Genomic DNA, 26,455 nt, shown 5'->3' on the forward strand with positions numbered 1-26,455 from the left:
GTACCCATGTAACCGTCACATCGGACAATAAGGTTGTGTTAGGGCAACTAACCAATGCCGTGCCCATGAGCCGCCGGAGACGGATCCTCGTGCTGTGCGTGTGCTGCACGAGCCTGCTCATGGTGGCCCTGGACAACACGATCGTGAACGTGGCCCTCCCGGCCCTCGGCGAGGACCTGCACGCCCCGCTCTCCGGGCTCCAGTGGACCATGGACGCCTACACCCTCACCCTCGCCGGGCTGCTCATCCTCTCCGGCTCGGTGGCGGACCGGATCGGGAGGCGGCGCGTCTTCCGCACCGGGCTCCTGATCTTCACCGCCGGCTCGCTGCTGTGCGGCATAGCGCCCAACCTGCCGGGGCTCGTGGCCTTCCGGGTCGTGCAGGCGGTCGGCGGCTCCATGCTCAACCCCGTCGCGCTCTCGATCATCACCACCACGTTCACCGACCCCAAGGAGCGCGCCCAGGCGATCGGCGTCTGGGGCGGGGTGGCCGGGATCAGCATGGCCCTCGGCCCGCTCACCGGAGGCGTGCTCACCGAGACGGCCGGCTGGCGGGCGATCTTCTGGATCAACGTGCCGATCGGCCTGCTCGCCTGGGTGCTCACCGGTCGGTTCGTGCCCGAGTCGAAGGCCAGGCGCCCCCGCGCGATCGACCCCGTCGGCCAGCTCCTGATGATCACCCTGCTCGTGTCGCTGACCTACGGGATCATCGAGGCGCCGCACGCCGGCCGGGCGGTCGGCCTCGGCTGCGGGGCCGTCGCCGCGGCCGCCCTCGCGGCGCTGGTGTGGTACGAGTCCCGCCGCCCCGAGCCGCTCATCGACGTGCGCTTCTTCCGCAGCGCGCCGTTCTCCGGGGCGGCGGCGATGGCCGTGCTCGGCTTCGCCGCGCTGGGGTCGTTCCTGTTCCTCACCACGCTCTATCTGCAGCGGCACCGCGGCCTGACCGCGTTCGAGGCCGGCCTGTGCACCCTGCCGCTCGCGCTGACCGCGTTCGTCGTGGCGCCGCTCGCCGGCAGGCTGGTCGGCACCCGCGGGCCGCGGGCGCCGCTGGTCGTGGCCGGGGTCTGCTTCGCGGTCACGGGAGCCCTGCTCACCAGGGTGACCCTGGACACCCCCCTGCCGCCGCTGCTCGCCTGCTTCGCGCTGTTCGGCCTCGGGTTCGGCATGCTCAACCCGCCGGTGACGAACACCGCGGTGACCGGGATGCCCGCCGCCCAGGCCAGCGTGGCGGCGGCGATCGCGTCGACGAGCCGCCAGGTCGGTCAGTCGCTCGGCATCGCCATCGCCGGGTCGATCGTCGCCACGGCCGCAACGGCGTCCGGCTTCGTCCGGGCCGCCCACGCCGCATGGTGGATCAACGCGGGGTACGGCGCGCTGATCCTCTGCCTCGCCGTCATCACCACCGGACGGTGGGCGCGGGGGACGGCGCAGCGCACCGCGGCCCGGCTGATGGCGGACGAGCCCGTGGGCTCCACGGAACGCCACCGGTGACCGGCCGTGCCCGCCCCGGCGGCCACCCGGGGCCGGGCTCACTCCGGGTAGGCGTGGGTCTCGGTGGCCTTCACGGCGACCCACACCCGCTGGCCGGGCAGCAGGCCGAGCTCGGCCACCGCGGCCGCGGTGACGTCGGCGAGCACGCCGACCGGCCCGTCCACCGCGATCCGGTACCCGTCGCCGTGCCGCTCCAGGCCGGCGATCGTGCCTTCCCAGAGGTTGCGGGGCGTCCCGTCCGGTCTGCCGCGGAACAGCGCCACGGCCGAGGGCGGGAAGGCCACGAAGGCGGGCCCGGTGAGCTCCTCGGCCACGCTCAGCACCACCCGCTCCCCCGCCCGGCCGGTGACCGTGACCGCACGCCCGTCCGCCGTCCCCCGGTAGAGGTTGAGCCCGACCAGCCGGGCGACGTAGTCCGTCCGGGGGTGGCGGGCGACCTCGGCGGGCGTGCCCTGCTGGACGATCGAGCCGCCCTCGATCACCACGATCCGGTCGGCGAGCGCCATCGCGTCGAGCGGGTCGTGCGTGACGAGGACGGTCGCGCCGTCGAAGCCCTCCAGGTGCCGGTTGAGCCAGGCGCGCACCTCGAGCCGGGTGTACGCGTCGAGGGCGGCGAAGGGCTCGTCGAGCAGGAGCAGCCGGGGCCGGGTGACCAGGGCCCGGGCGAGGGCCACCCGCTGCGCCTGGCCGCCCGACAGCTCCCGCGGCTTGACGCCGGCCCGCTCGGCGAGGCCGAACCGGCCGAGCCACTCCCGGGCGATCTCCCGGGCGCGCGCCTTGGGCGTCCCCCGGCAGCGCAGGCCGAACGCCACGTTGTCGAGCACGGACAGGTGGGGGAAGAGCCGGTGGTCCTGGAAGACCATGCCCACGGAGCGGCGCTCCGGCGGCAGGGTGTGGATCGGCTCGCCGTCCAGGACGATCTCGCCGTGCGAGAGCCGTACCAGGCCGGCGAGCGCGCGGAGCGCGGTGGTCTTGCCCGCGCCGTTGGGGCCGAGCAGCGCCACGACCTCGCCGGCCGCGGCCTCGAGCGGCAGGTCGAGCCGGAACCCCTCCCGCGCCACGTGCAGGCGCGCCCGCAGCACCGTGCCCCCTGCGCTCATGTGCCCAGCCATCGGTCACGGAGGACGGTGAGCACGCCGGCGGAGACGGCGAGCAGGATCAGGCTGAGCACGATCGCGGCCTCCGGGTCGGTCTCCATGGCGAGGTAGACGGCGAGCGGCATGGTCTGGGTGGTGCCGGGGAAGTTCCCGGCGAAGGTGATCGTGGCCCCGAACTCGCCGAGCGCCCGCGCCCAGCACAGTACGGCTCCCGCGGCCACCCCGGGCGCCACGAGCGGGAGCGTGACCCGCCGGAACACCGTCCACCGGGACGCCCCGAGGGTGGCGGCCGCCTCCTCGTACCGGGGGTCGGCGGTGCGGAGCGTCCCCTCCACGCTGATCACCAGGAACGGCATGGCGACGAACGCCTGCGCCATGATCACCGCGGTGGTGGTGAACGGCAGGGTGACCGCGTCGGCGAACCACCGGCCGATCAGCCCGGTCCGGCCGAACACCAGCAGCAGGGCCACCCCGCCCACCACGGGCGGGAGGACCATCGGCACCGTGACGAGCGCCCGCACCAGCGACCGGCCGGGGAAGGGCACCCGGGCGAGCAGCCAGGCGAGCGGCACGCCGAGCAGGAGGCACACCGCCGTGGCCGCGGTCGCGGTGACCAGGGAGAGACGGAGCGCCTCCAGCACCCGCGGCTCGGCGAGCCGGGCGGGCAGCGTCGCCCACGGGGTCCGGACGATGAGGCCGAGCAGGGGCACCACCAGGTACGCCAGGCCGAGCGCCGCGGGGACGGTGAGCGCCCACGGCGCCCGCCGGGCCGTCCCGGCCGGCCGGTCGCCGATCCTGCTCCCGCCCATCAGACGATCACGAACTCCCGCGCGCTAGACGACCACGAAGCCGGCGTCGCGCAGCACCTGGCGGCCCCGGTCGGAGAGGACGAGGTCGACGAACTCCCGCGCCAGCCGCCGATCCCCGGGCCGGGGGGCGACCGCGATCTCGTAGTCGGTGGCGCCCTCCTCCGCCTCCGGGAACTCGATGCCCTCGACCTCGCCGGCCGCCGCTTTGACGTCCGTACGGTAGACCAGCCCGGCGTCGACCTCTCCCAGGGCGACCTTGGCCAGCGTGGCCTTGACGTCCCGCTCCAGCGTCACCGGGGCGACGGTGACCCCGGCGGCCCGCAGCGCCCGGGCCGTGGCCGCGCCGCAGGGCACCTGTTCGGCGCAGAGCGCCACCTTGACCCGGGTCAGGTCGCGCGCGCTCCGCACGTTCGCCGGGTTGCCCTTGGGCACCGCGATGATCGGCACGTTCCGGGCGAACACCGTGGGGGACGGGGCGCCGGACATCCGCATGGTCTCCGGGCTCGCCGCGGCGAACACGTCCGCGGGCGCGCCCTGCGCGATCTGCTGGGCCAGGGTCGAGCTGGCCCCGAAGTTGAACCGGACGGTCACCCCGTCGTGCTCGCGCTCGAACAGCTCGCCGAGCGCGGAGAACGGCTCGGTGAGCGATGCGGCGGCGAGCACGGTGAGCTTCGCGCCGATCTCGCCGCCGCCCCGGCCGGCGTCCCGGCCCCCGCCGCAGGCCGCGGCCGCCAGCAGCGCGAGCGGCAGCAGCAGCCCGGCGATCCACCGCACCGCCGATCGTCGCACCTGCACCTCCCACACGCTCCCGGCGGCGCCCGTCAGGCCCGCTCGACGAGCACGTTGGTGGCCTTCACCACCGCCACCACGACCACCCCCGGCTCCAGGCCGAGCTCGTCGGCGGACTCCCGGCTGAGCAGCGAGACCACGCGGAACGGGCCGGCGGCGATCTCCACCTTCGCCATCACGCCGTCCTTCACGACCTCGGTGACGATGCCGCGGAAGCGGTTGCGCGCCGACGAGGTGGCGAGGCCGTTCTCGTCCCGGCCCGCCTGGGAGCGGGCGAACTCGGCGAGGTCCCGCCCCGAGATGATCCGGTGGCCGTGCTCATCCCGCTGGGCCGGGAGGCGCCCGGCGTCCACCCACCGCCGCACGGTGTCCGCGCTCACCCCGAGCAGGGCCGCCGCCTCGCTGATCCGGAACATATTCCGAGAAGGTAGATATCGCAGATACCAGGATCAATAGCCATTTTCGCCCGCAAGTATCAGAAGACTTCGTCGATTCCTACGGCAGGTGCGAGACATGCGCCTGCGCACGGCACCGGCCGTACGGCATGCCGTGTCGCCACGGTGGGGACGCGAAGGTTCCGCACCCCCATTCCTGCGGCGGATGCGAGGCACGTGCCTGCGCGCGGCACCGGCCGTACGGCATGCCGTACCGCGGCGGCGGTGAGCTCGCGAGGCCTTCGCGCCCGGACGCCCGGATGCGCGCTGGTGAAGGGCCGGAGGGTGCCCGCGCCTTGGCCTGGGCCCGCCCGCGACCCGGCGCGCCGGCCCCGGATCGGCACCGTGAGACCGTCCGATTTCTGGGCATATGCCCGTTTGGAAGTGCCACGTCCATGCGATGCGGGGAGGAAAGTTGGCCGCCAACCATCCGGGCGCGAGCAGCCAGCCGTTGCTGCACCAGAAGGGCGCCGAGATTCAGCGGTTCGGGACCGTCCGCGACTTTCCGATCGGCCTGTCCAGGGAGGCCCGGGAGTACTCCTGCGAACGGCTCAACCAGATCCTCGCCGACACCCAGATCCTCTACAGCCTGTACAAGAAGCACCACTGGCTGATGCGGGGGCCGACCTTCTTCCAGCTCCACGAGCTCCTCGACAAGCACGCCCGCGAGCAGCTCGCGCTCATCGACAAGATCGCCGAGCGGATCCAGACCCTCGGCGGTGTCGCGGTCGGCGACCCGCGCCAGGTGGCCGAGCTGACCGTGATCCCCCGGCCTCCCGACGGGGTCGAGGAGGTCCCGGCCATGCTCTCCCGGCTGCTGGAGGCGCACGAGACGATCCTCGTCGCCGCGCACGACGCCGCCGCGCGCACGCAGGAGAAGGGTGACGACGGGACCAGCGACCTGCTCGTGTCGGACGTCATCCGGACCGGGGAGATGCAGGTCTGGTTCCTCGGTGAGCACCTCGTCGACACGCCGATCATCCGGGTGTGACGCCCGCGCCACGCCCGTCTCGCGCCGCGAGCCGACGCCCTGGAGAAGCACGTTCGCCGGACCGCCCTGTGCCGGCCGCCGGTGACCCGATCCCGCGATCACATCTCCCGGCGCCGCCGCTCGGCCGGCCGGCTCGCCGCCGGCGCGGCCGGGGTGGTCCTGTGCCGGTGACCGCCCACCGGGCCTGCGACGGAACCCGTGGGCCTCCACCGGATGGTTCGGTATCCGGGACGGCGTACCCGCCCCGCGCGGCATCGCGCCGGACGGCCACCGCCGGCTTCCGTGCCGCGGTCTGCCGCCGGCGCCAGAACCGATCACCGTGCCGGCGGCGTCAGAACCGATCACCGCAGCGCCGCGTCACCGCCGCGGTTCTCGAGCGCCTTGTTGATCGCCTCCACCATCTGCTCCCGGGTGTAGGTGCCCTCGGGGGTCTCGTTCAGGAGCACCAGCACATCGGAGGAGAGATCGAGGTGCGCCGACGCGACCCGGTACACGTCTCTGCGGGTGGCCAGGTCGCGATCGCGGTACACCTCGTCGATCACCCGCTGCAGCCCTTCCAGCGCCACGCGGTCGGACATGGTGCCTCCCTTTCGTCGCCCATCACCGCCCTTACCCCGTGGAAGCCGAGGCACGCACCGAAGGAACGCCGCTCCCTCGCTCAGTGCGGCCCGCGCCGCCGGACCGCTCCGCCTCAGGACGGGCGCTTGTCAACCTAAGTTGACGCAGGGTCTGTTGTCAACTTATGTTGACAGGCATGAACGGTCTCGCGAACACCGGGGTCTTGCTGGCCGAAGGGCCGCCTCCGCCCCGGAAGCCGGACAAGGCGACGCGACGGTCGCTCCTCGGCGGCATGCTGGCCGGCCCGCTGTTCACCGTCGCGTACCTGCTCGAAGGCGCGATCAAGCCGGACGGCTACGACCCGCTGCGCCACCCTGTCAGCTCACTCGCGCTCGGCGAATTCGGCGGGCTGCAGACGGCGAGCTTCATCGTGGCGGGCGTGCCGTCCCTGGCCGGCGCCGCCGGCCTGCGCCGCGCGCTCCGCGCCGCCCCTGGGCCACGCAGGGGCGCACGGTGGGGGCCGCTGCTGCTGGGGATCTGGGCGGCCCAGCTGGTCTGCATGGGGATCTTCCGCACCGACCCGGTGAGCGGCTACCCGCCGGGCACTCCCGCTGCGCACGAGCAGTACTCCGGCCCGGCCGCCGCCCTGCACGACGCCATCGCCATGCTCGGCTTCGTGGCGCTGGCCGCCGCCTGCGTGGTCTTCGCCGTCCGCTTCGGCGTACGGCGCAGGCCCGGCTGGGCGGCCTGCTCGGCCCTCAGCGCCCTGGGCTTCCTGGCCACGATGGCCCTCGCCATCGCCGCCTTCGAACAGGTCGAGCCATTGACCGCCTACGGCGGCCTGTTCCAGCGCATCGCGATCACGATCGCCTGGTGCTGGCAGACCCTCCTGGCCGCGCACACGCTGCGCGCGCTGCCGGACGTGCCGGCGACGAGCTCGGACTGACCTCGTCCCCCGGCAGGTCCCGTGCCCGCCGAGCCATCCGGCGGGCGTCCGCGTCCCGGAGGCAGCGATCGCCCCTTCTGCGGAATGCGTCCGGCGGGAACGCTGATCGACACGTCCGCGACGCCGACGGCGTCGAGTGGTATGCCGGAAAGCGCCGTACACCGGAAAAGATCAGGCCGGGTACGGACATACCCGGCCTGTCATGTGTGCGCCGCCAGGGACTCGAACCCCAAACCCGCTGATTAAGAGTCAGCTGCTCTGCCAATTGAGCTAGCGGCGCTAGGGCAGTTAGAGAGTAGCGTACGCGGAACATCATGCAAAATCGGGCGCCCTGCCGCGCCCTTTCGCCCGGTTCGCGGGCACGCGCAGACGGGTCACCGCGCGTCCGTCGGTGCAGGCAGGCGCCCGGATGGGTCACGAGCACGCTCGGGCGATTCACCGGCGCGCTCCGGTGCTCGAACGGCTCGCGCACGCGCTCCGGTGGTTCACGGGCGCTCGAACGGCTCGCACACGCGCGCGGGAGGTTCACCGGCTCGCCGGTGATGACCCGGCCCTGCGTCAGGGCTCGCGCACGCACGGGCGGTTCACGGGCGCACTCGGGCGATTCACCGGCGCGGATGGTTCGGGCATGCTCCGGTGGGGCCGCCGGACCCCGTCGCACGGGGAAACGCCGGCCCGGCCCGCGGGCGCGCGTTCCGCCCCCCGGATCGGCCGGGAGGCGTGCCCGCGGACGGTGGCCCGTACCGCGCTCCGGCGCGGCCGGCCGTACCGGACCGGTGCCGGTCCCGGCGTGCCGGGATCCCGCCCGCGGCCGGCCGCAACCCGCCGCGGCCCGTGCGCCACGCCCGCCGAGGCGGCCCCACCGGCCGGAGACGGTCAGAACATGCGCCGGAGCATCAGGGCGGCCGTCCGGGCCAGCAGGTCGATCTGCTCGGGCGTCAGCGTGGCGTCGCTTTGGCTCCGGATCCACCGGGCGACCTTGCGCGGGTAGGCCACGGTCAGCCCTTCACCGCTCAGCACGCCGCTCCTCGACTCGATCTTCGCGCCGTGCACGGCGAGCACCGGGGCGACGGAGACGTCCAGCCCGGTCTGCTCGCGCAGCATCTCGGCGAGCGAGGTGGTGGCCTTGATGAGGTCCTTCGCCATGGACGTGCCGTACTTCTCGCCGAAGAACAGCCGCTCGCCGTACTTGGCGACGTAGGTGCCCGGCTCCCAGGCCTCGTTGTCGACGATCCACACCCCGTTCGGCCCGATGACCAGGTGGTCGATCGAGGCGGCGCCCGGCACGGCCCGGCCGTCCATGACCCGGTAGCCGCGCCGGTTCAGCCCGAGCCGGAGCAGGGGGCCGGTGATGTCCTGACCCCGGCGCTTGCCCCGCCACACCGCGGTCCGCTCATGGGCGCGCCAGGCCACGAGGAAGTCGATGAACGCGGCGCCCCCGCCCACCACCAGGCCGGTCAGGAAGAAGTCGAGCCCGAAGCGGATGCCCAGCCAGACGCCGAACGCCATGCCGGCCACCCCGATGAGCAGCCGCTTGCGCAGCCGCTTCTTACGTCCGCTGACCCACGCGGTCTCGTAGTAGTACTGGGGCGACGAGCCGCCGAACCTCTCGTCGCTCGGTACGTAGATGGACTCACCGGGCACGCGATCTCCCCACACTGGTTCCAGTGATTCTTCTCTGGAATACCCAAGCGGGTTTCACGCCTCCTAGGTAGGGAGGTCTTCGATTCACCGATGTGGACATCCGCTGACCGACCAGTCGGTACGCTAGAGCGCAGGAGAAGAGGGAGGCCGGGATGGCACGTGACGCGACCGTAGCGGAACCCGTGAGGAACCGTCTGCTCGCCGAGGCCACCCGGCTGTTCGCGGAGCGGGGCTTCGAGGGGACGTCGGTCCAGGAGATCGTCGCGGCGGCGGGCGTCACCAAGGGCGCCATGTACCACTACTTCGACTCGAAGGACGACCTGCTCGCCGAGATCTACGCCCGCGTGCTCCGCATGCAGATGGAGCGGCTGGTCAAGTTCGCCGACTCGGACGCCCCGGTGGAGGAGCGGCTGCACGCCGCGGCGATGGACGTGATCATCACCTCCATCGAGAACCTCCCGGACACCAAGATCTTCTTCCGCTCCACCCACCAGCTCGCACCGGACGTGTACAAGATGGTGCGGGCGCAGCGCCGCCGCTACCACGAGCGCTTCCGCGACCTCGTGCTCGAGGGCCAGCGGGCCGGGGTGTTCCGCGACGACATCCCGGCCGACATGGTGGTGAACTTCTTCTTCGGCTCCGTGCACCACCTGAGCACCTGGTACCACCCGGACGGCGAGCTCTCCGGCGAGCAGATCGGCCGCTACTTCGCCGACCTGCTGCTGCGGGCCCTGCGCCCGTGACCGGTGCCGGGCGGTGCCCGGTCCGCAGGGGTTGAAGGGGGATGCCGAGGCCGGCGCCCCGGCCGCGCCCGCCGGTGGCGGGCGGCCCGGTCAGGACACCGGCCCCGGAAGGTCTGCGAGCCCGGCGAGGGCGTTCCGATGGTCACCCGGCGTGCCGAGCGCGATCTCATCGGCCTTCGCCCGCTTCAGGTACAGATGAGCCGGGTGCTCCCAGGTCATCCCGATACCGCCGTGGAGCTGGATGCACTCCTCGGCCGCGTGCACGGCCACGGTCCCGCAGTGCGCCTGCGCCACCGCGACCGCGGTGGCCACCTCACCGCTCCCGGCCGAGCCCGCGCCCCAGCAGGCGAGGTGGGCCGCGGCGTTCCGCGCCGCCGCCCGCGCCCCCACCACCTCGAGCCACAGGTCGGCCAGCCGGTGCTTGATCGCCTGGAACGACCCGATCGGCCGGGCGAACTGCTTGCGCTCCTTGACGTACGCGACGGTGGTGGTGAGGCACCAGTCGGCGATGCCGAGCTGCTCCGAGGCGAGCAGCCCGGCGCCGGTCACCAGGGCGTCCCGGACCGGCCCGTCCCCCTCGGCGACCACCTCGGCCGGTGCCCCGCCGAACGAGACCGTGGCGATCGGCCGGGTGAGGTCGAGCGAGGTCACCGGGGTGATCGACACCCCGGGGGCGGTGCGCTCCACCGCGCACAGCGCCCGGCCGCCCGCGTGCCGTACCGGGACGAGCAGCACGTCGGCGACCTCCGCGCCGATCACGCCGGTCACCGTGCCCAAGACCGTGCCGTCCGCGCCGAGCTCCACCGCGGGCTCCGGCGGCCGGTACGGCGACGCGGCGAGCGAGACCGCGAGCGCCGCGGTCGTCTCCCCGGACGCGAGCCGGCCGAGCAGGTCCCGGGCGGCCGGCCCATCGCAGGCGAGCAGGGCGCTGGTGGCGAGGACGGCGCTGCTGAAGAACGGCACCACGGCGACCGCGCGGCCGAGCTCCTCGAGGACCACGGCGGCCTCCCGCGCCGAGGCGCCCGCCCCGCCCAGCTCCTCGGGGACGAGCAGCCCGGCCGCCCCGATGTCCCGGGCGAGCGCCGTCCACAGCTCGCTGTCGTACGGCACGCCGCCGGACGCGGCCGTGTCGGCCCGGGCGAGCACGGCCGCCGGTCCGCTGCGGTCGGTGAGCAGGTCGCGCACGGCGGCCCGCAGCTCCTCCTCGACCTCGGTGTAGAGCAGGCTCATCGTAGGGGCGCTCATCGGGGGAGGTCCTTCCAGGCGACGTCCTTGTCCGTGCGCGGCTCGGGCGGCAGCCCCAGCACGCGCTCGGCGATGATGTTGCGGAGGATCTCGGAGGTGCCGCCCTCGATGGAGTTGCCCTTCGCGCGCAGGTAGCGGTAGCCCGCCTGGCGCCCGGTGAAGTCCACCCGGTCGGGGCGGCGGAACGTCCAGTCGTCGTAGGTGAGCCCTTCCTCGCGGAGCAGCTCCACCTCCAGGCCGGTGAGCCGCTGGTGCAGCCGGGCGAGGGCGAGCTTCATGCCCGAGCCCTCCGGGCCGGGCTGACCGGCGGCGAGCTGCTCGCGCAGCCGGGCCCCGGTGAGCCGCAGGACCTCCGCCTCCACCCAGAGCGCGAGCAGCCGCTGGTGGAGCTCGTGGGTGCGCAGCTCGGGCCGCGACCGCCACGTGGCGGCGACCACGTTGATCATCGACCGCCGGCTCTGGGCGCCGCCGATGGCGACGCGCTCGTTCATGAGCGTGGTCTGGGCGACCCGCCAGCCCTCGCCGACCTCGCCGAGCCGGAGCGAGTCGGGCAGCCGGACGCCGGTGAGGAAGACCTCGTTGAACTCGGCCTCACCGGTGATCTGCCGGAGCGGCCGCACCTCCACCCCGGGGGCGTGCATGTCGCAGATGAAGTAGGTCAGGCCGCGGTGCTTGGGCACGTTGGGGTCGGTGCGGGCGACCAGGATCCCCCAGCGGGCCCGGTGCGCGACCGAGGTCCACACCTTCTGGCCGTCGATCACCCACTCGTCGCCGTCCTTGACCGCGCGGGTGGCGAGCGCGGCGAGGTCGGAGCCGGCCCCGGGCTCGCTGAAGAGCTGGCACCAGACCTCCTCGCCGGTCCATAACGGCCGGAGGAAGCGCTTCTTCTGCTCCTCGGTGCCGAAGGCGAGGATCGTCGGGGCCGCCATGCCGAGCCCGATGCCGATCCGGCCGGGGTCGTTGTCCGGGGTGCCCTTCAGCTCCCGTTCCACGACGGCCTGGAGCTCGCGCGGCGCGCCGAGGCCGCCGAGCCCTTCGGGGAAGTGCACCCAGGCGAGCCCGGCGTCGAACCGGGCCCGCAGGAACTCGAGCCGGTCCATGCGCGCCGGGTCGTGCTCGGCGAGGAACGCGCGGCAGCGTTCCGCCACGGACTCCTCATCCCATGTCACGTTGGCAATCACCTCCTCGGTCCGGGCTCACGGCGTCTCGGTGAGATACCGCTTGAGCTCCCGGCGGGCGAGCGAGCGCTTGTGCACCTCGTCGGGTCCGTCGGCGAACCGCAGGCTGCGGGCCGCCGTCCACATCGGGGCGAGCGGGAAGTCCTGGCTCAGCCCGCCGGCACCGTGCACCTGGATCGCCTTGTCGAGGATCCACTCGACCGTCGAGGGCACGACGATCTTGATGGCCTGGATCTCGGTGTGCGCCCCGCGGTTGCCGACCGTGTCCATCAGCCAGGCCGTCTTGAGCACGAGCAGCCGGATCTGCTCGATCCGCACGCGCGCCTCGGCGATCCAGTCCTGGACCACCCCCTGCTCGGCGAGCGTCTTCCCGAAGGCGGTACGGCTGAGCGCCCGGCGGCACATGGCCTCCAGCGCCCGCTCGGCCATGCCGATCAGCCGCATGCAGTGGTGGATGCGGCCGGGCCCGAGGCGGGCCTGCGCCATGGCGAAGCCGCCGCCCTCCTCGCCGAGGAGGTGGTCGGCGGGGACCCGCACGTTCTCGAAGATCACCTCGGCGTGGCCGCCGTGGTCGCGGTTCTCGTAGCCGAAGACCGACATGCCGCGCTTCACGGTGAGGCCGGGGGTGTCGCGCGGCACGAGGACCATGCTCTGCTGGCGGTGCGGCGGCGCGTCCGGGTCGGTCTTCCCCATGACGATGAAGAGCTTGCAGCCGGGGTTCATCGCGCCGCTGATGAACCACTTGCGGCCGTTGATGACGTACTCGTCGCCCTCTCTCCGGATCGAGGTGGTGATGTTGGTGGCGTCGGAGGAGGCCACGTCGGGCTCGGTCATGGCGAAGGCCGAGCGGATCTCCCCGTTGAGCAGCGGCTCGAGGTAGGCCTTGCGCTGCCACTCGCTGCCGAAGTGGGCGAGCAGCTCCATGTTCCCGGTGTCCGGGGCGGCGCAGTTGGTGGCCGCCGGGGCGATCGCCGGGGACCGGCCCATGATCTCGGCGAGCGGGGCGTACTGCAGGTTGGTGAGGCCCGCGCCGTACTCGCCCGGGAGGAACAGGTTCCACAGCCCGCGCCGGCGCGCCTCCGCCTTGAGGTCCTCGAGGATCGGCGGCGGGCTCCAGCCGCTCTCCGCGGCCTGCTCCTCGAAGATCGGCTCGGCCGGGTAGACGCACTCGTCCATGAACGCCAGCAGCTTGGCGCGCAGCTCCTGCGTGGTGGCGTCGTACTCGAAGTCCATTCACACCTCCGTGAGGCCGCGGGCGACCAGCCGGCCGACGTGCTCGCCGATCTCGGCGAAGCCCTCCCCGACGGTGAGCCCTTGGGTGTAGCGGAAGTGGATCCCCTCGGCGATGACCGCGAGCTTGAAGCAGGCGAGGCCCAGGTACCAGCCGAGGCGCGAGACGTCCCGGCCGGTGGCCTCCGCGTAGTGGGCGACGATCTCCTCCGGGTTCGCCATCTCGCCCTTCTCCTCGGAGTCGAGGTCGATCGCCTCGTCCCCGTAGAGCAGGAAGAGGGCCAGGTCGGTGAGCGGGTCGCCGAGCGTGGACATCTCCCAGTCGAGGACGGCCCGGACCTTGCCGCCGGCGATGAGCGTGTTGCCGAGCTTGAAGTCCCCGTGCACGATCGCCGGGGCGCCGGACCGGGGGATGTCGCGGGAGAGCCGCTGGAACAGCTCGTCGATGCCGGGGATGTCGCGGCTGCGCGAGGCGTCGAGCTGCTTCTTCCACCGCCTCACCTGGCGTTCCAGGTAGCCGTCCGGCCGGCCGAAGTCCGCGAGGCCCACGCTCTCCGGCGGGATCGAGTGGAGCGCGGCGAGCACGTCGATGAGCTCGTGCGCGAGCGCGGGGGTCATCGGCGGCCGCTCCCCCGCCACGTGCTCCATCACGTAGAAGGGGGCGCCGATCACCTCGGGGTCCGTGCAGAGGTGGTACGTCCGGGGCACGGGCACCGGGGTGTCCCGGAGCGCGGTCATCACCCGGTACTCCCGGCCCATGTCGTGCGCGGTGGCGAGGACGTGCCCGAGGGGCGGCCGGCGGACGACGTACTCCGCGGTGGCGTCCCGTACCACGTAGGTCAGGTTGGACTTGCCGCCGGTGATCAGTTCGGCGGTCAGCGGGCCGCGGGTGAGGCCTTGATCCTCCAGGTACGCGGCGAGGCGGGTGAGGTCGAGCCCGGGCGGGTCCACGTTCACCGCTCCAGGATACCGACCAGCCGGTATGTTGGTAAGCCCTCCCCCTCAGGCGCCCGAGCCGTACCGGCGGCGGGCGGCGTGACCGCGGCCGGGCCCGCCGGTCCGCCTCGGACGGCCACCGCGGACGGCGCGTGCCGCTCGGCCTCGATCGCCCGCCGCGAGCAGAACCCGCGCCTCGCGCGTGCCCATGCCCCGCCGCACGCCGGCCGCTCCTCGGCGCACGCCGGCACCACGCCGCGCGCGCCCGTTCCTCGCCGCACGCCCCGGACGGCGACCCCGCGCGCCGGCGCGCTGAGGCCGGGGCGTAGCTTCGGTGCGGAAGGACCGGGCGCTTTCGGACCGGCGGAACGGAGGGACGGCATGGCGCACGCGGTGGTGATCGGAGCGGGCATCGGCGGGCTGACCGCGGCGGTCGCCCTGACCCGGAAGGGGTGGTCGGTGACCGTGCTCGAACAGGCGCCGTCGATCGAGCCGGTGGGGCTGGCCCTGGCCCTCGCCCCGAACGCGCTGCGCGCGCTGGAGCACCTGGGCCTCGGCGACGAGGTGCGCGCCTTGCCCGGCCTGCGGGGCGAGGTGGGCATCCGCCGGTCCGACGGCCGCTGGCTGGTCCGGGTGCCGGGCGAGGCCGCCGCGGCCCGGTACGGCCACCCCGTGGCGCTCATCATGCGCCCGGACCTCGTGGACCTGCTCGCCCGCCGGCTCCCGCCGGGGTCGCTGCGCACGGGCGTCCGCGCCGAGTCCGCCGATCCGGCCACCGGAACCGTCACGACGACGGCCGGTCCGTTCGAGGCCGACCTGGTCGTCGCGGCCGACGGGATCCGGTCGCGGATCCGGGGAGCGCTCTTCCCCCGGCATCCGGGGCCCGCGTACGCGGGGGTGACGAGCTGGCGCATGGTCGTGCCCGCGCCCGGGCCGGTGCAGGCGGCCGAGTCCTGGGGGCACGGGCGGATCTTCGGCGTGGCGCCCATGGGCGACGGCCGGGTGTACTGCTATGCGACGGCGGCCGTGCCGCCCGGCGGGCGCGCGCCGGACGAGCGCGCGGAGCTCGCCCGGCTGTTCGGGGACTGGCACGACCCGATCCCGGCGCTGATCGCCGCGGCGGGCCCGGATTCCGTGCTCCGGCACGACCTCTACTGCCTCGACCGGCCGTTGCCCGCCTACCACCGGGGCAGGGTGGCGCTGCTGGGCGACGCGGCGCACGCGATGACCCCGCACCTGGGCCAGGGCGCGTGCCAGGCGATCGAGGACGCCGTGGTCCTCGCCGCCCGGGTCGCCGCCGGGGGCGTCACCGCCGGGCTCGCCGCGTACACCGCGGAACGGCTGCCGCGGGCGACGCGGATCGCCCGGCGCTCCCGCTCGCTCGGGCGGCTCAGCGGGCTGCGCGCCACGCCCCTGGTGGCCCTCCGCGACACCGTGACGTCCTGGACGAGCCGGCTCGGCCCGCTCGCCCTCCGGCAGATCGACGAGCTGTTCCGCTGGGCGCCGCCCGCGTGATCCGATGCCCCGCGCCCGGCTCCGGGCCCGCACCGGCGCTCCGCGGAGCCTTCGGCACCGGGCACGGTGGGGCGATCAGGGCCGGCTCCGCACCCCCGCTCCGCGGGGCCTCCGGCACCGGCGCGCCGGGGCGATCAGGCCCATCGCGCTCCCCGGGGCGATCCCGCCCGGCGGGTACGGCACGCGGGCGTACGGCCCGGCTACACGGCGGCGGCACCGGACCGGTCGGGGGCGAGCCGGGCGAGCGTGATCGTGCCGCCGACCAGCAGGGCGCCGGCGAGCAGGGCGGGGATCGCCCTGCCCCAGCCGGTGGGCAGCGTCTCCCCGAGGAGGAACGCCCCGGCGGCCACGGAGAGGAGCAGGTCGACCACCTGGACGCTCGCGTAGGCGATGCCGAAGTAGCCCAGTGCGTACGACCGCTGCAGCAGCACGAACGCCCACACGAGCAGCACCGGGATCACGAAGGTGAACCAGTGCAGCGCGCTCTTCGGGTCGGTGAGGACGTGCCCGCCGACGGCGCGCGCGAAGGTGGACACGGTCGCGATGACCGCGCCGGCGCCGACCGCGGTGAGCACCGCCGCGATCGGGCCGCGCATCCGGCGGGCGGCCGCCGACGTCACCGCCACGATGACCCCGACCCCGGCGAGCAGCCCCACCGCCCCGGCGTCGGTCAGCTCAGGCGTGTCGCCGCTGACCGGGATGAGCAGGATCAGCCCCAGTAAACCGATCGCCACCGCCACCGAACCGGCCAGCTCGGCCGGGCGTGGCCGCCTGCCGTGCAGCATGGCGGCGAGCGGGACCGCGAAGACCAGGGTCGCCACGCTCACCGGCTGGACGGCGACGAGCGGGGCCAGGCACAGCGCCAGGCCGTGCAGGCACGCGCCGGAGAGGCCGGCCACCCCGCCGAGCCACCAGCGGGGCCGGCGGACGAGCGCGAGCGTCGCCCCGGCGGTCACGGCCTCACGCTGCTGCAAGGCGGCGCCGAGGGCATATCCCAACGCCCCGATGAGGGCGATCAGCACGCCAATCCACGTCATATGGGGAGGAGCACGTAGTCGCTTGGGGTCACCCCGCAAGCTTAGGGACAAATATCCACTCCGTCGTCACAAACCCCCTCAGTACCCGCCACGATCTCCGCGTGACCGGCCCGGATCGGCGTGCCGCGGCGGATGCCGCGAGACGACCACGCCCGCGCCTCCGGGCACGTCCGCCAGGGCGGACGCGCGGTGCGGCCGATCGCCCGACGGCGCCCGTGACGTACCCGGACCGCCCGGTGGGAAACCTTCAGGACGCTCGCCGGGGGCGGGCGGGGCATGGCGGCGGACCGGCCGCCCGCGCCGGGGCGCGCGCCGGAGCCCGGGCCGGAGGGCCGGGACCGTGGGACGATGGACGCCCGGGAACCGGGCGGGCGGAGGAGTCGTTGGAGCCGGCATGGCGCGGATGGGTGTGTGGATCAGGCGGTTCCTCGGCCGTCCCGGTGACGTGGACATCGGGCCGTACCGGCGGCTGGTCGCCGAGGCCGGCGCGCTGGCGGACCGGGCCGGGCGGGTGACCGACCTGCGGTCCGCCCTGGCAAGCGCCCCACCCGCCACGGCGGAGTTCTGCGCGCTCATGCGCGAGGCGGCGCACCGGGCGCTCGGGCTCCGGCCGCACGACGTCCAGCTCATCGGCGCGCTCGCCCTGCTCGACGGCCACGTGGCCGAGATGGCCACCGGCGAGGGCAAGACCCTGGTGGGCGCGATCGCGGCGGCCGGGTACGCGCTGCGGGGCGAGCGGGTCCACGTGGTCTCGGTCAACGACTACCTCGCCCGGCGGGACGCCGAGTGGATGGCCCCGCTGTACGCGGCGGTGGGCCTCACGGCCGGCTGGATCGCCGCGACCTCGTCCCCCGGGGAGCGCCGGGAGGCGTACGCGCGGGACGTGACGTACGCGGCGGTGAGCGAGCTCGGCTTCGACGTGCTGCGCGACCGGTTCGTCACCGACCCGGCCGACCTGGTGGTGCCCGCGCCGCAGGTGGCGATCGTGGACGAGGCCGACTCCGTGCTGGTGGACGAGGCGAGGGTACCGCTCGTGCTCGCCGGATCGGCGGCCCCGGGCACGGCCCTGCCCGAGCTCGCCGCCCTCGCCCGGCGGCTCGTCCGCGGGTACCACTTCACGATCGACGGCGAGGGCCGGAGCGTCCACCTCACCGCCAAGGGCATCGAGACCGTGGAGAAGGCCCTCGGCATCGACGACCTGTACGCGGACCCCGCCATGGTCACCCAGGTCAACCTCGCCCTCCACGCGCACGCGCTGCTCAAGCGCGACGTGGACTACATCGTCCGGGACGGGCGGGTGCACCTGATCAACCCCTCGCGCGGCCGGGTGGCGGTGCTGCAGCGGTGGCCGGACGGGCTCCACGCGGCCGTGGAGGCGAAGGAGGGCCTGCCGCCGTCCGAGACCGGGGAGATCCTCGACTCGATCACCGTCCAGGGCCTGCTCGGCCGGTACCGGCGGCTCTGCGGCATGACCGGGACCGCGCTCGCCGTGGGCGAGCGGCTCCGCGAGTTCTACGGGCTGCGGATCGCGGTGATCCCGCCCAACCGGCCGTGCGTCCGGGTCGACGAGCCGGACCGCGTCTACGCCACGGCCGCGGACAAGGAGGAGGCGATCGTGGCGGAGATCGCCGCCCAGCACGCCACCGGCCGCCCGGTCCTGGTCGGCACGCTCGACATCGCCGAGTCCGAGCGGCTCGCGGCCCGGCTGCGCGCCCGGGGCCTTGACGCGGTGGTGCTCAACGCGAAGAACGACGCCGAGGAGGCGAGGATCATCGCGCAGGCGGGACGGCGCGGGGCGATCACCGTCTCCACCCAGATGGCGGGCCGCGGCACCGACATCCGGCTCGGCGGTCACGACGGGGCGGAGGAGGCCGAGGTCACCGCGCTCGGCGGGCTCTATGTGATCGGCACGGGCCGGCACGAGAGCAGCAGGCTCGACGACCAGCTCCGGGGCCGGGCCGGCCGGCAGGGCGACCCGGGCGGCTCGGTGTTCTTCGTCAGCGGGGAGGACCACCTGCTCACCGCGTACGCGCCCGGCGAGTCCCTCCCGCCCGCGGACGAGGACGGCCGGGTACGGCACCGCGGCGCCGCGGAGCTCATCGCCCACGCCCAGCGGGTGGCCGAGGGCGTGAACCTGGAGATCCACCGGAACACCTGGCGGTACACCCGGGTGATCGAACGGCAGCGGGACCAGGTGCTCGGGTACCGCGACCGCGTGCTGCACGGCGACGCGGCGGCCGTGGCCCTGCGCGAGGCGTGCCCGGAGCGGTACGCGGAGCTGTGCGCGGCGTTCGGCGCCGAGGCGGTCGGGCGGGCGGCCCGGCAGATCGTGCTGTACCACCTGGATCGGTGCTGGAGCGAGCACCTCGGCTTCCTGAGCGACCTGCGCGAGGGCATCCACCTGCGCGCGCTCGGCCGGCTGGATCCGCTGGAGGAGTTCAACCGGGAGGCGGTGCCCGCGTTCCGCGCCATGCTCGCCGAGGTGGAGCGGCGCGCCCGCCGGAGCTTCGCGGAGGCCGACCTCACCGCGGACCTCGCCGACCAGGGGATGCGGCGGCCCGCGGCGACCTGGACCTACCTGGTGCAGGACAACCCGTTCGGCTCGGAGTGGGACCGGGTCCTCCGCCACGTCGCCGGCCGGGTGCGGCGCCGCAGGTAGCCCGGCGGGTGCCCGTGCGGGCGGGCCGCTGCCCGGCCACTGGAGCGGATCATCCGGTGGCCCGGCACGCCCGGTCAGGTGCGGCGGCCGGGCAGGTGGCCGCCAGGACGCCCGGAGGCGCCCGGCGCGCGCCCGGTCAGGCGGTGCGCGTCCGCGAGGAGCACGGGAGGCCGAGCACCGACTTGGCGGCGCACAGGAGCGCGCACACGATCATCCAGATCTCGAGCGCGCTGAGGGCGATGACGGCCTCGGGCCCGGCTGCCGGCCCGAGGGTGATGCCGGCGAGCGTGATGCGCTCGGCGGACGCGCCGCCGCCCCCGCCGATGAGCGCGGAGAGGCAGAACGGCGACGGTTGGGAGTCGTCCTTCACCCGGTAGGCGCCGCTGGCGAACGGCCTCGGCTCGCCCTTGATCCCGGGTCCGGAACCCCACTCGGTGATCACGTACTCCACCTGGATGTGGCCGATCCCGCCGATCCCGTCCACGGTGAGCGACTCGGGGTTCCAGGTGCCGCCGGTGAGCTCGGCGAAGGTCTGCCCGTCGAGGTCGAGCATGACCCCCTTGCTCGACGGGATCCCCGGGCCGCGGTCGCCGATGAAGAACTCGGCCTTCTTTCCCTGGTACAGCACGTACCCCTTGGTGCCGAGCGGCCAGCTCGGGCTGGCGGCGAGCCCTTTCTGCATCGGCAGGCCCGAGGCCGGGAGGCCGGTGTCCCCGTTGATGCCCGAGCCGTCGTCCCAGAAGTACGAGGCCGTGGTGCTGCCCCGGTACATCACCAGCTCACCCCCGTCCGGACAGGCGGCCGCGTCGCCCGTCGCCTCCGGGGATGCCGGTTGGGCCGGGAGCGCGATCGGCGCCGGCGGGTTCGGTGCCGATCCGTCAAGGCCCGGCACCGAACCCGCCGCGAGGGGGAGGATGCTGGGGAGTTCTCGGTTGACCACGATGACCTTCAAGGGGATCTGTCCGGTTGGTCATGCTTTGGCAATCCGGACACTAGACCACTAAACGCCCAAACTGCTAGATCTGGGCACGGATCTTTACCTTTTTGCATAAAAGGTAAAGACAGGGTCAAGCGGATCTATGGTTTCGGCCCGCGGGGAGCACGCCGCCGGTGCGAAGATGTCCCCGTGCCGAACCCTGAGGCGATCATCGATGAGCCGCCCGCCGCGGACCGGGCCGGGACCGCGCCCGCGGACCGGACGGCGGGTTACGCGATCGAGGAAGAGCTGCGCGCCGCCGGCGCCGTGCGCATCGCCGGCCTCGACGAGGTGGGCCGGGGAGCCTGGGCGGGACCGGTGGTGGTCTGCGTCGCGGTCACCGATCTCAGCCCGCCGCCCGAGCTGCCCGGCCGGGGCGGGCGGAGCGTCCGGCTCACCGACTCCAAGCTGCTCACCCGCGCCAGCCGCGAGGCGTTCGCCGAGGTGCTCCCGGGCTGGCTGAACTGTCACGGGATCGGCGAGTCGAGCCCGCAGGAGATCGACGAGCTCGGCATGACCGAGGCCCTGCGCTTGGCCGCCGAGCGGGCGCTCGCCGCCCTGCCGTACCGGCCGGACGCGATCATCCTCGACGGCAAGCACGACTTCCTGCGCGGCCCGTGGACGGCGCGGTGCGAGGTGCAGGCCGACCGGCGCTCGGTGAGCGTGGCCGCGGCCTCCGTGCTGGCCAAGGTGTACCGCGACCGGCTCATGGCGGCGCTGGGCGAGGAGCACCCCGAGTACGGCTTCGCCGACAACGCGGGCTACCCCTCCCCCGTGCACCGGCGGGCCCTGGCCGAGCACGGGCCCACCCCGCACCACCGGCTCTCCTGGTCGTACCTGGACGCGCTGCCCCGCTGGCGGCACCTGCGGAAGCACCGCGGCGCCGGGCCGGACCAGCTCGCCCTGCTCTAGCCGGTCACCGCCCCTGCCCCGGCCGCGTCTCCCGGCGTTTCCCGGTCGCGCCCTCCGGCCGGTCACCCAGGCTCCGGCCGCGACTTGCCCGGCCCCGGGGCGACATGCCGGCTCCGGCCACCGCCGGCCCCGGGCGCCGGCCGCGGCATCCCGAGCCTGCGGCCCCGCTCATACCCGGCGCCGGCCCGTACGGCGCGGCCGTCACCGCCGGGCGCCGCCATCGCCGGGCACCGCCATCGCCCGTCTCACGGGGTCGGCGGCGTCCCGCACGCACGTCCCGGCCGGCAGGCCGTCCGATCAAGGTGCGATCAGCCTTTCGGCTCCGGCGGCCGTACCTCGTCTACGTCGATGCCGTGCTCCGCGGCGAGCCGCATGAGGTTGTCGAGCCTGCCCGTGTGCACCTCGATCCCGTAGTCATCGCCCTCTGCCTCGGCCCGCCGTATCTCCTCACGCACCTCGTTGAGGCGCGCGCGCAGCTCAGCGGCGAACTCGCTCATCTCCCCTCCACAGCTCTTCCGCAGCGCCGTCTATGGGACAGATGGGAATAGGTAGGGATAAAACACCACAAGTTACTCTGCTGGCAAGTGCAGGTCACGCCGGTCTCGCCGGAGGGGATGTCCCTCAGGGACCTCGACGAGCACGATGGGCGTGCCATCGGGGTCCTCGATCCACAGCTCGATGAGCCCCCACGGCTCCCGCCTCGGCGGGCGGCGGATCGGCACCCCGGCCGCCGCGAGCCGTTCGTGTTCCGCGTGCACGTCGCGGACCTGCAGCCAGATCTGCACGTGTGATCCGCGCCCGCCCTCCGATCTCCCGGAGACCTCGAGGAACCCCTGCCCGAGGAAGAAGACCACGCCCGGGTCGTCGGCGGGGCCGAACTCCCGGTAGACCGCGAGGCCGAGGACGTCCCGGTAGAAGCGCAGGCTCGCCGCCCGGTCGGCGGGACGGATGAGGATCCGGCTGCTGAGTACCTCCATCAGACCCTCCTCCCCGAGGCCGGTGCCCGCCCGGCCCGCCTGCGCACGGATCTTTTGCACCCTACCGGCATGACGGCGGATCAAACATGAACGAGGGCCGCGAGACCGGATGAATCGGTTTGATCACTCCGGTATGCGGTAGAGGATGGAAGCGGCGGGGTGGTCGCCGCCGCCGTGCGACGCGGGTACGGCCGGCGGACGCCGCGGGCATGTGATCACCGGGAGGTGCGGATGACGGAAGACGCTGGGCTCGCCGGTGGCCGGACCGGCCGGCCGCGGCTGACGGAGCTCGACCGCGAGGAGTGCCTGCGGCTCATCAGCCCTGGCGGAGTCGGCCGGATCGCCTTCACCACCCCGACCGGCCCGATGATCCTTCCGGTGAACTACCTCATCGACCAGGGGAACGTGCTCATCCGCACCGCCTTCGGCGGCCCGATGGACGAGAACCTCCGCACCGGTGTGGCGGGAGCCGAGTTCAAGTCGCCTTCGAGGTCGACCGGCTCGATGAGACGACCAAGGAGGGGTGGAGCGTGCTCATCCGGGGCGGCGTGCACCACCTCACCGCGGAGGCCGAGCGCGCCGCCGCGGCGGCCGCCGGGCTGGAGTCATGGGCCGGTGGCGAGCGGGAGCTCTACCTCACCATCACACCCATCGAGATCAGCGGACGGCGGATCGTACACGCATGATGGACGCCTGGGTGGTGGCCCGTCCGGGCCCGATCGCGACGAACCCTTTGGAACGCACCCGGCTGCCCGTACCCGAGCCGGGGCCGGGTGAGCTGCTGATCAAGGTCGAGGTGTGCGCGGTCTGCCGCACCGACCTGCACCTCGCCGAGGGGGACCTCCCGCCGCGGCGGCCCCGTACCGTGCCCGGCCACGAGGTCGTGGGGCGGGTGACCGCCCTCGGCCCGGGAACGGAGGGCCCGGCGCCCGGCACCCGGGTCGGCGTCGCCTGGCTCCGCTCCACCTGCGGCGAGTGCCGGTACTGCCGGCGGGGCGCGGAGAACCTCTGCCCGTCCTCCACCTACACCGGCTGGGACGCCGACGGCGGGTACGCGGAGTACCTCACCGCGCCCGCCGACTACGTCTATCCGCTCCCCGAGGACCTCCCGGCCGAGAAGCTCGCCCCGCTGCTGTGCGCCGGGATCATCGGCTACCGGGCGCTGCTCCGCTGCGACCTGCCGCCGAGGGGCAGGCTCGGCATCTACGGCTTCGGCGCGTCCGCGCACATCACCGCGCAGATCGCGATGGCGCAGGGCGCCTCCGTGTACGTCATGACGAGATCGCCCGCCGCGCAGGAGCTGGCCAGGGAGCTCGGCGCGGTGTTCGTCGGCGGGAGCGCGGACACGCCGCCCGAGCCGCTCGACGCGGCGATCCTGTTCGCCCCCGTCGGTGAGCTGGTGCTCCCCGCGCTCGAGGCGCTCGACCGGGGCGGCACGCTCGCCGTGGCGGGCATCCACCTCACCGACATCCCCGTGCTCAACTACCAGAGGCACCTGTTCCAGGAGCGGACCCTGCGCAGCGTCACCGCGAACACCCGCGCCGACGGCCGGGAGTTCCTCCGCCTGGTGGCCGCCCACCCGCCCCGGATCACCACGACGCCCTACCCGTTCGACGCCGCCGACCGGGCGCTGCAGGACCTCGCCGCGGACCGGGTCAACGGTGTCGCGGTCCTCCTCATGGAGTGACCGCGGCCGAGGGCGACCGCGGCGCACGGCGGTACGGGCCCTGCCCCGGGCTGGGGCGGCCACGGCCCGGAGCACCGTACCCGGCGCCCCTGGGACGCGCCGTCATGGCTCGCGGCCCCGGCGTTCCGGGACACGCCGGCGGCGCGGCTCACGGGGTGCGCGGCGGCAGCACCGGCTCCAGGTGGAACATCCCGCCCCGGACGTCGGCAGATCCCTGCCCGGGCGTCGCCCGGCCGGCGAGGGCACGTACCAGGTCCGTGGGGGTGATCAGCCCGGTCACCATCCCGTCCGGTCCGACCACGCAGGCCACGGTGCCGGAGTCGAGCATCGCGGCGGCGACCTGGGAGATCGGGGTGTCCGGCGACACCTGCGCGCAGGAGCACTCCCCCAGCAGCCGCGCCACGGGGATCCGGGACTGCTCCGCCGGGCCGCCGGACCAGTGGGCGGCCAGATCCTCCCGGCTGAGCACGCCGACGAGCCGGCAGGAGGAGTCCACCACCGGCAGGTGGTGCACGCTGGCCCGGCGCATCAGCTCCCACGCCATCAGGGGCGACTCGTCCGGCTCCACGGTGACGACCAGCCGGCTCATCACCTGATCCGCCGTCATGGCCTCGACGCTCATCGTCGTCCTCCCGGGGTGTTCGAGGTGGCGTACGGGCTGGTCACAGCAGCGCCGGCCGCTCACCGGGGGCGTCGACCGTGAAGGACAGATCGCACGCGACGTCCACGACCCCGTCCACCGCCAGGGCCTCGCGCAACAGCTCGGCGACCCGGGAGCGGTCCTCGACGGTCCCGGTGATGGAGACCACGCCGTCGTGGACGGCGACCTCGCACCGGCCCGCGTAGCGCTCGGCCACCCGGAGCACCTCCTCGCGGATGTCCTCCGGCCTCCGGCAGAAGATCGACAGCAGGTCGATCCGCCGGACGATGCCGACGAGGCGGCCGTCGGGCTGCACCACCGGAAGCTGGTCGACGTGGTTCTCCTCCATCAGCGCGACCACGTTCTGCACCGTCGAGTCCTCGGTCACGGTGACCGCGGGCGTCCGCATGAGCGCCTCGACGGTGAGGGCGTTCGCCTTCCTCCGGAGCCGGCCGCCCCCGAGTACCTCGAAGAACCCGCCGTTGATCCGCCGTGTGCCGGGCTTGGGCAGCAGATCGCTGATGCAGACCATGCCCGTCACCCGCTGCTCGTGGTCGACCACGGGCACGGCGTCGACGCGAAAGCGGCGCAGGGCGTTGACCACGTCCAGGAGCGGGGTGTCCGGCCGGACCGCGACCACGAACCTGTTCATGATCTCTCGGACCTGCATCGCCATGGCGCCCCCTTCCGCCGCTTCCGGCCTCCGTCCGGGCGGGAGCGGCCAACGTCACCGCGTTCTGTGACCTACAGCCCCATGCCCTGACGAACAGGTCCTAACCGGACAAATAGCCATTCAGTACGGCTAGCCATTCAGTACGGCAAGATTCGCCGGGCAAGGTCACCACCGCGGTCAAGGAGCGCATCGGCCCGCGCCGCCGTCCACCGGCGGGGTCACGGCCGGTCGCGAACGCCGAGGCCATCGGCGGCGCGGGCGGCACGGCCCGCGGCGCCGTACCGGGAGGGGAGGACCGCCGTCACCCGCCGGACCGGCCGGACGATCCCGGCCGGATCTCGTCCGGGTGGACGTGCATGCACTCCCCCGTGCCCAGGCACATCGCGCACTCCTCGGTCACCCGGACGAAGACGATCTGCCCCGACTCGTCGACGTGGGGCTTCTCCGGCGTCCACACCTTGGTGCCGCCGCACCAGCGGCACGGCAGATCACAGTGGTGCGCGCCCTCTGCTACCTGCATTTCCCGCTCCCGCCGCATACATGGCAATCCTCTCTCGAGTCCACGAAGATGACCGTTCCGTCCTGCTGCCTGCGCGGCCGCTCGTAGGTGATCTTTCCTGTCCCGTCACAGTGTCCACAGTCGGGAGCCTGCTTGACCATGGGTCCTCTCCTGGAACCGAAGGATCGCGACGCACGGCGGCGCTCTCCGCCGGCGGTCGCCGGCCACCGGGCGGGGCCGGGACAGCGGTTCAACCGTACGCGCGGCGTCACGCTCCGGTGGCCCGAACGGCGGCATCCGCATGGGTCACCACGGCGGCCGCGGCCCCTTATCCGACCGAAACCACGGAATGAAACCAAATTGCGACAGAAGGGTGACAGACACCACGACACAAGGTCTTGACATAGAGACCCTGTTTTCAATGAATTTGTGCCGTCGGTTGTGATTTCTTGTTAAAGATCCACAACCATCCTGGAAGGATCGCCCATGGCCGAAACGACCGGAGACGTCGCCACGGTGCCCCGCAGCACCCGACGCCGGCATGGACCGCTTACCCGGCGGCTCACGGTGGGGGACCGACATTCCGCTCCGGTCGCCACGCCGACGCCGGACGCGTTCATCCGGCCGACGGTGCCCGGCTGATCCCCGACCGGCCGGATCCGGTGACGCCGGATCCCCCGGCGGATCACTCTCAGTGGCGCTACCCGTCAGCACCGGAAAGCCCGGCACCACGGCGGCCATGACCAGCGGGTCGTCAGGCGAACGCATCGGGAGCGCGGCCGCCGTCCGG

The 26,455-nt window shown here is 73.7% G+C and carries 26 protein-coding genes, 1 tRNA gene and 1 pseudogene; 10 read left to right on the forward strand and 18 right to left on the reverse strand.

Annotation, left to right across the window (positions count from 1 at the left end):
* The first annotated feature begins 65 nt into the window (after positions 1–65).
* The gene (locus tag TBIS_RS13325) at positions 66–1,490 is read left to right on the forward strand and encodes an MFS transporter (protein WP_206771179.1); all 1,425 of its coding nucleotides are present in this window, start codon (positions 66–68) and stop codon (positions 1,488–1,490) included.
* Between the two features lie 38 nt (positions 1,491–1,528).
* On the opposite strand, the gene TBIS_RS13330 is transcribed toward TBIS_RS13325, so the two are convergent.
* Genes TBIS_RS13330 through TBIS_RS13345 form a run of 4 tightly spaced genes read right to left on the reverse strand, consistent with a single transcriptional unit; the run spans position 1,529 to position 4,601 of the window.
* Positions 1,529–2,590 carry an ABC transporter ATP-binding protein gene (locus TBIS_RS13330; protein WP_206206608.1) on the reverse strand — a complete coding sequence of 354 codons (1,062 nt, stop codon included), beginning with the start codon at positions 2,588–2,590 and terminating at the stop codon, positions 1,529–1,531.
* Positions 2,587–3,396 carry an ABC transporter permease gene (locus TBIS_RS13335; RefSeq protein ID WP_013132923.1) on the reverse strand — a complete coding sequence of 270 codons (810 nt, stop codon included), beginning with the start codon at positions 3,394–3,396 and terminating at the stop codon, positions 2,587–2,589. The genes TBIS_RS13330 and TBIS_RS13335 overlap by 4 nt, the downstream gene beginning before the upstream one ends.
* Positions 3,397–3,420: 24 nt before the next feature.
* Complete coding sequence (modA, locus tag TBIS_RS13340) at positions 3,421–4,185, reverse strand: molybdate ABC transporter substrate-binding protein (protein ID WP_013132924.1); 765 nt, start codon at positions 4,183–4,185, stop codon at positions 3,421–3,423.
* A 32-nt stretch (positions 4,186–4,217) separates the two neighbouring features.
* A complete protein-coding gene (locus TBIS_RS13345; protein WP_013132925.1) occupies positions 4,218–4,601 on the reverse strand; it encodes a TOBE domain-containing protein in 384 nt (127 codons plus the stop codon).
* Positions 4,602–5,019: 418 nt separating this feature from the next.
* On the opposite strand from TBIS_RS13345, the gene TBIS_RS13350 reads away from it, so the two are divergent.
* Positions 5,020–5,610, forward strand: coding sequence for a Dps family protein (locus TBIS_RS13350; protein ID WP_050760535.1), 591 nt, complete (start codon positions 5,020–5,022; stop codon positions 5,608–5,610).
* A gap of 341 nt (positions 5,611–5,951) precedes the next feature.
* Here the strand turns inward: TBIS_RS13350 and TBIS_RS13355 are convergent, their stop codons facing one another.
* Positions 5,952–6,188 (reverse strand): hypothetical protein, encoded by a 237-nt coding sequence (locus TBIS_RS13355; protein WP_013132927.1) that lies wholly within the window; start codon positions 6,186–6,188, stop codon positions 5,952–5,954.
* Positions 6,189–6,364: 176 nt separating this feature from the next.
* On the opposite strand from TBIS_RS13355, the gene TBIS_RS13360 reads away from it, so the two are divergent.
* Entirely contained in the window at positions 6,365–7,114 is a 750-nt protein-coding gene (locus tag TBIS_RS13360) for a DUF998 domain-containing protein (protein ID WP_158306187.1), read from the forward strand.
* A gap of 207 nt (positions 7,115–7,321) precedes the next feature.
* Here the strand turns inward: TBIS_RS13360 and TBIS_RS13365 are convergent.
* Positions 7,322–7,394 (reverse strand) — tRNA-Lys (locus tag TBIS_RS13365).
* A 596-nt stretch (positions 7,395–7,990) separates the two neighbouring features.
* On the reverse strand, positions 7,991–8,758 hold the full coding sequence (locus TBIS_RS13370; RefSeq protein ID WP_013132929.1) for a nuclease-related domain-containing protein: 768 nt from the start codon (positions 8,756–8,758) through the stop codon (positions 7,991–7,993).
* A 152-nt stretch (positions 8,759–8,910) separates the two neighbouring features.
* On the opposite strand from TBIS_RS13370, the gene TBIS_RS13375 reads away from it, so the two are divergent.
* Entirely contained in the window at positions 8,911–9,501 is a 591-nt protein-coding gene (locus TBIS_RS13375) for a TetR/AcrR family transcriptional regulator (protein ID WP_013132930.1), read from the forward strand.
* A gap of 90 nt (positions 9,502–9,591) precedes the next feature.
* On the opposite strand, the gene TBIS_RS13380 is transcribed toward TBIS_RS13375, so the two are convergent.
* From TBIS_RS13380 to TBIS_RS13395, 4 genes are read right to left on the reverse strand one after another with little or no spacing between them, the layout of a single operon-like run.
* Complete coding sequence (locus tag TBIS_RS13380) at positions 9,592–10,746, reverse strand: acyl-CoA dehydrogenase family protein (RefSeq protein ID WP_013132931.1); 1,155 nt, start codon at positions 10,744–10,746, stop codon at positions 9,592–9,594.
* A complete protein-coding gene (locus TBIS_RS13385; protein WP_013132932.1) occupies positions 10,743–11,915 on the reverse strand; it encodes an acyl-CoA dehydrogenase family protein in 1,173 nt (390 codons plus the stop codon). Before TBIS_RS13385 ends, TBIS_RS13380 begins: the two co-directional genes overlap by 4 nt.
* A 27-nt stretch (positions 11,916–11,942) precedes the next feature.
* Positions 11,943–13,157 carry an acyl-CoA dehydrogenase family protein gene (locus tag TBIS_RS13390; protein ID WP_013132933.1) on the reverse strand — a complete coding sequence of 405 codons (1,215 nt, stop codon included), beginning with the start codon at positions 13,155–13,157 and terminating at the stop codon, positions 11,943–11,945.
* Positions 13,158–14,111 (reverse strand): phosphotransferase family protein, encoded by a 954-nt coding sequence (locus tag TBIS_RS13395; RefSeq protein ID WP_050760536.1) that lies wholly within the window; start codon positions 14,109–14,111, stop codon positions 13,158–13,160.
* Between the two features lie 360 nt (positions 14,112–14,471).
* Between TBIS_RS13395 and TBIS_RS13400 the strand changes: the two genes are divergently transcribed.
* The gene (locus TBIS_RS13400; protein WP_013132935.1) at positions 14,472–15,605 is read left to right on the forward strand and encodes an FAD-dependent oxidoreductase; all 1,134 of its coding nucleotides are present in this window, start codon (positions 14,472–14,474) and stop codon (positions 15,603–15,605) included.
* A 200-nt stretch (positions 15,606–15,805) separates the two neighbouring features.
* Here the strand turns inward: TBIS_RS13400 and TBIS_RS13405 are convergent, their stop codons facing one another.
* Positions 15,806–16,642, reverse strand: coding sequence for a DMT family protein (locus TBIS_RS13405; protein ID WP_013132936.1), 837 nt, complete (start codon positions 16,640–16,642; stop codon positions 15,806–15,808).
* Between the two features lie 403 nt (positions 16,643–17,045).
* Here TBIS_RS13405 and secA2 point away from each other — a divergent pair, with 403 nt between their 5' ends.
* A complete protein-coding gene (gene secA2 / locus TBIS_RS13410; protein ID WP_204251939.1) occupies positions 17,046–19,301 on the forward strand; it encodes an accessory Sec system translocase SecA2 in 2,256 nt (751 codons plus the stop codon).
* Between the two features lie 136 nt (positions 19,302–19,437).
* Here the strand turns inward: secA2 and TBIS_RS19920 are convergent, their stop codons facing one another.
* The gene (locus TBIS_RS19920) at positions 19,438–20,073 is read right to left on the reverse strand and encodes a hypothetical protein (protein WP_013132938.1); all 636 of its coding nucleotides are present in this window, start codon (positions 20,071–20,073) and stop codon (positions 19,438–19,440) included.
* Positions 20,074–20,448: 375 nt separating this feature from the next.
* Here TBIS_RS19920 and TBIS_RS13420 point away from each other — a divergent pair, with 375 nt between their 5' ends.
* Positions 20,449–21,189: a ribonuclease HII gene (locus TBIS_RS13420; protein WP_050760690.1), complete on the forward strand. Its 741-nt coding sequence runs from the start codon at positions 20,449–20,451 to the stop codon at positions 21,187–21,189.
* 308 nt (positions 21,190–21,497) lie between these two features.
* Here TBIS_RS13420 and TBIS_RS13425 read toward each other — a convergent pair whose 3' ends face one another.
* Together TBIS_RS13425 and TBIS_RS13430 are read right to left on the reverse strand one after the other, a co-directional pair.
* Positions 21,498–21,686 (reverse strand): hypothetical protein, encoded by a 189-nt coding sequence (locus TBIS_RS13425; RefSeq protein WP_013132940.1) that lies wholly within the window; start codon positions 21,684–21,686, stop codon positions 21,498–21,500.
* Positions 21,687–21,758: 72 nt separating this feature from the next.
* A complete protein-coding gene (locus TBIS_RS13430; protein ID WP_013132941.1) occupies positions 21,759–22,166 on the reverse strand; it encodes a VOC family protein in 408 nt (135 codons plus the stop codon).
* A 231-nt stretch (positions 22,167–22,397) separates the two neighbouring features.
* On the opposite strand from TBIS_RS13430, the pseudogene TBIS_RS20110 reads away from it, so the two are divergent.
* From TBIS_RS20110 to TBIS_RS13440, 3 genes and pseudogenes are all read left to right on the forward strand, one after another.
* Positions 22,398–22,571: pseudogene (locus tag TBIS_RS20110) on the forward strand (pyridoxamine 5'-phosphate oxidase family protein); the annotation flags it as partial.
* 125 nt (positions 22,572–22,696) lie between these two features.
* A complete protein-coding gene (locus tag TBIS_RS20115; RefSeq protein ID WP_280938080.1) occupies positions 22,697–22,852 on the forward strand; it encodes a hypothetical protein in 156 nt (51 codons plus the stop codon).
* Positions 22,852–23,853: a zinc-dependent alcohol dehydrogenase family protein gene (locus TBIS_RS13440; RefSeq protein ID WP_041431587.1), complete on the forward strand. Its 1,002-nt coding sequence runs from the start codon at positions 22,852–22,854 to the stop codon at positions 23,851–23,853. The genes TBIS_RS20115 and TBIS_RS13440 overlap by 1 nt, the downstream gene beginning before the upstream one ends.
* Positions 23,854–24,001: 148 nt before the next feature.
* On the opposite strand, the gene TBIS_RS13445 is transcribed toward TBIS_RS13440, so the two are convergent.
* The 3 genes from TBIS_RS13445 to TBIS_RS13455 form a co-directional block, all read right to left on the reverse strand.
* The gene (locus tag TBIS_RS13445; RefSeq protein ID WP_013132943.1) at positions 24,002–24,475 is read right to left on the reverse strand and encodes a CBS domain-containing protein; all 474 of its coding nucleotides are present in this window, start codon (positions 24,473–24,475) and stop codon (positions 24,002–24,004) included.
* A gap of 40 nt (positions 24,476–24,515) precedes the next feature.
* Complete coding sequence (locus TBIS_RS13450; RefSeq protein WP_013132944.1) at positions 24,516–25,169, reverse strand: CBS domain-containing protein; 654 nt, start codon at positions 25,167–25,169, stop codon at positions 24,516–24,518.
* Positions 25,170–25,467: 298 nt separating this feature from the next.
* A complete protein-coding gene (locus tag TBIS_RS13455; protein ID WP_086014807.1) occupies positions 25,468–25,686 on the reverse strand; it encodes a hypothetical protein in 219 nt (72 codons plus the stop codon).
* Positions 25,687–26,455: the final 769 nt, after the last annotated feature.

This window comes from Thermobispora bispora DSM 43833, from assembly GCF_000092645.1.
Classification (GTDB): Bacteria; Actinomycetota; Actinomycetes; order Streptosporangiales; family Streptosporangiaceae; genus Thermobispora; species Thermobispora bispora.

Bases quoted from the DNA above. Each gene is read 5' to 3' on its own strand.
- TBIS_RS13425 (WP_013132940.1), bottom strand. From the start codon at position 21,686: ATGAGCGAGTTCGCCGCTGAGCTGCGCGCGCGCCTCAACGAGGTGCGT.
- TBIS_RS13455 (WP_086014807.1), bottom strand. From the start codon at position 25,686: ATGCAGGTAGCAGAGGGCGCGCACCACTGTGATCTGCCGTGCCGCTGG.
- TBIS_RS13390 (WP_013132933.1), bottom strand. From the start codon at position 13,157: ATGGACTTCGAGTACGACGCCACCACGCAGGAGCTGCGCGCCAAGCTG.
- TBIS_RS13350 (WP_050760535.1), top strand. From the start codon at position 5,020: ATGCGGGGAGGAAAGTTGGCCGCCAACCATCCGGGCGCGAGCAGCCAG.
- secA2 (WP_204251939.1), top strand. From the start codon at position 17,046: ATGGGTGTGTGGATCAGGCGGTTCCTCGGCCGTCCCGGTGACGTGGAC.
- TBIS_RS13360 (WP_158306187.1), top strand. From the start codon at position 6,365: ATGAACGGTCTCGCGAACACCGGGGTCTTGCTGGCCGAAGGGCCGCCT.
- TBIS_RS13430 (WP_013132941.1), bottom strand. From the start codon at position 22,166: ATGGAGGTACTCAGCAGCCGGATCCTCATCCGTCCCGCCGACCGGGCG.
- TBIS_RS13405 (WP_013132936.1), bottom strand. From the start codon at position 16,642: ATGACGTGGATTGGCGTGCTGATCGCCCTCATCGGGGCGTTGGGATAT.
- TBIS_RS13325 (WP_206771179.1), top strand. From the start codon at position 66: ATGAGCCGCCGGAGACGGATCCTCGTGCTGTGCGTGTGCTGCACGAGC.
- TBIS_RS13330 (WP_206206608.1), bottom strand. From the start codon at position 2,590: ATGAGCGCAGGGGGCACGGTGCTGCGGGCGCGCCTGCACGTGGCGCGG.
- TBIS_RS13335 (WP_013132923.1), bottom strand. From the start codon at position 3,396: ATGGGCGGGAGCAGGATCGGCGACCGGCCGGCCGGGACGGCCCGGCGG.
- TBIS_RS13380 (WP_013132931.1), bottom strand. From the start codon at position 10,746: ATGAGCGCCCCTACGATGAGCCTGCTCTACACCGAGGTCGAGGAGGAG.
- TBIS_RS13355 (WP_013132927.1), bottom strand. From the start codon at position 6,188: ATGTCCGACCGCGTGGCGCTGGAAGGGCTGCAGCGGGTGATCGACGAG.
- TBIS_RS13445 (WP_013132943.1), bottom strand. From the start codon at position 24,475: ATGAGCGTCGAGGCCATGACGGCGGATCAGGTGATGAGCCGGCTGGTC.
- TBIS_RS13440 (WP_041431587.1), top strand. From the start codon at position 22,852: ATGGACGCCTGGGTGGTGGCCCGTCCGGGCCCGATCGCGACGAACCCT.
- TBIS_RS13375 (WP_013132930.1), top strand. From the start codon at position 8,911: ATGGCACGTGACGCGACCGTAGCGGAACCCGTGAGGAACCGTCTGCTC.
- TBIS_RS13345 (WP_013132925.1), bottom strand. From the start codon at position 4,601: ATGTTCCGGATCAGCGAGGCGGCGGCCCTGCTCGGGGTGAGCGCGGAC.
- TBIS_RS13450 (WP_013132944.1), bottom strand. From the start codon at position 25,169: ATGGCGATGCAGGTCCGAGAGATCATGAACAGGTTCGTGGTCGCGGTC.
- TBIS_RS19920 (WP_013132938.1), bottom strand. From the start codon at position 20,073: ATGTACCGGGGCAGCACCACGGCCTCGTACTTCTGGGACGACGGCTCG.
- TBIS_RS13400 (WP_013132935.1), top strand. From the start codon at position 14,472: ATGGCGCACGCGGTGGTGATCGGAGCGGGCATCGGCGGGCTGACCGCG.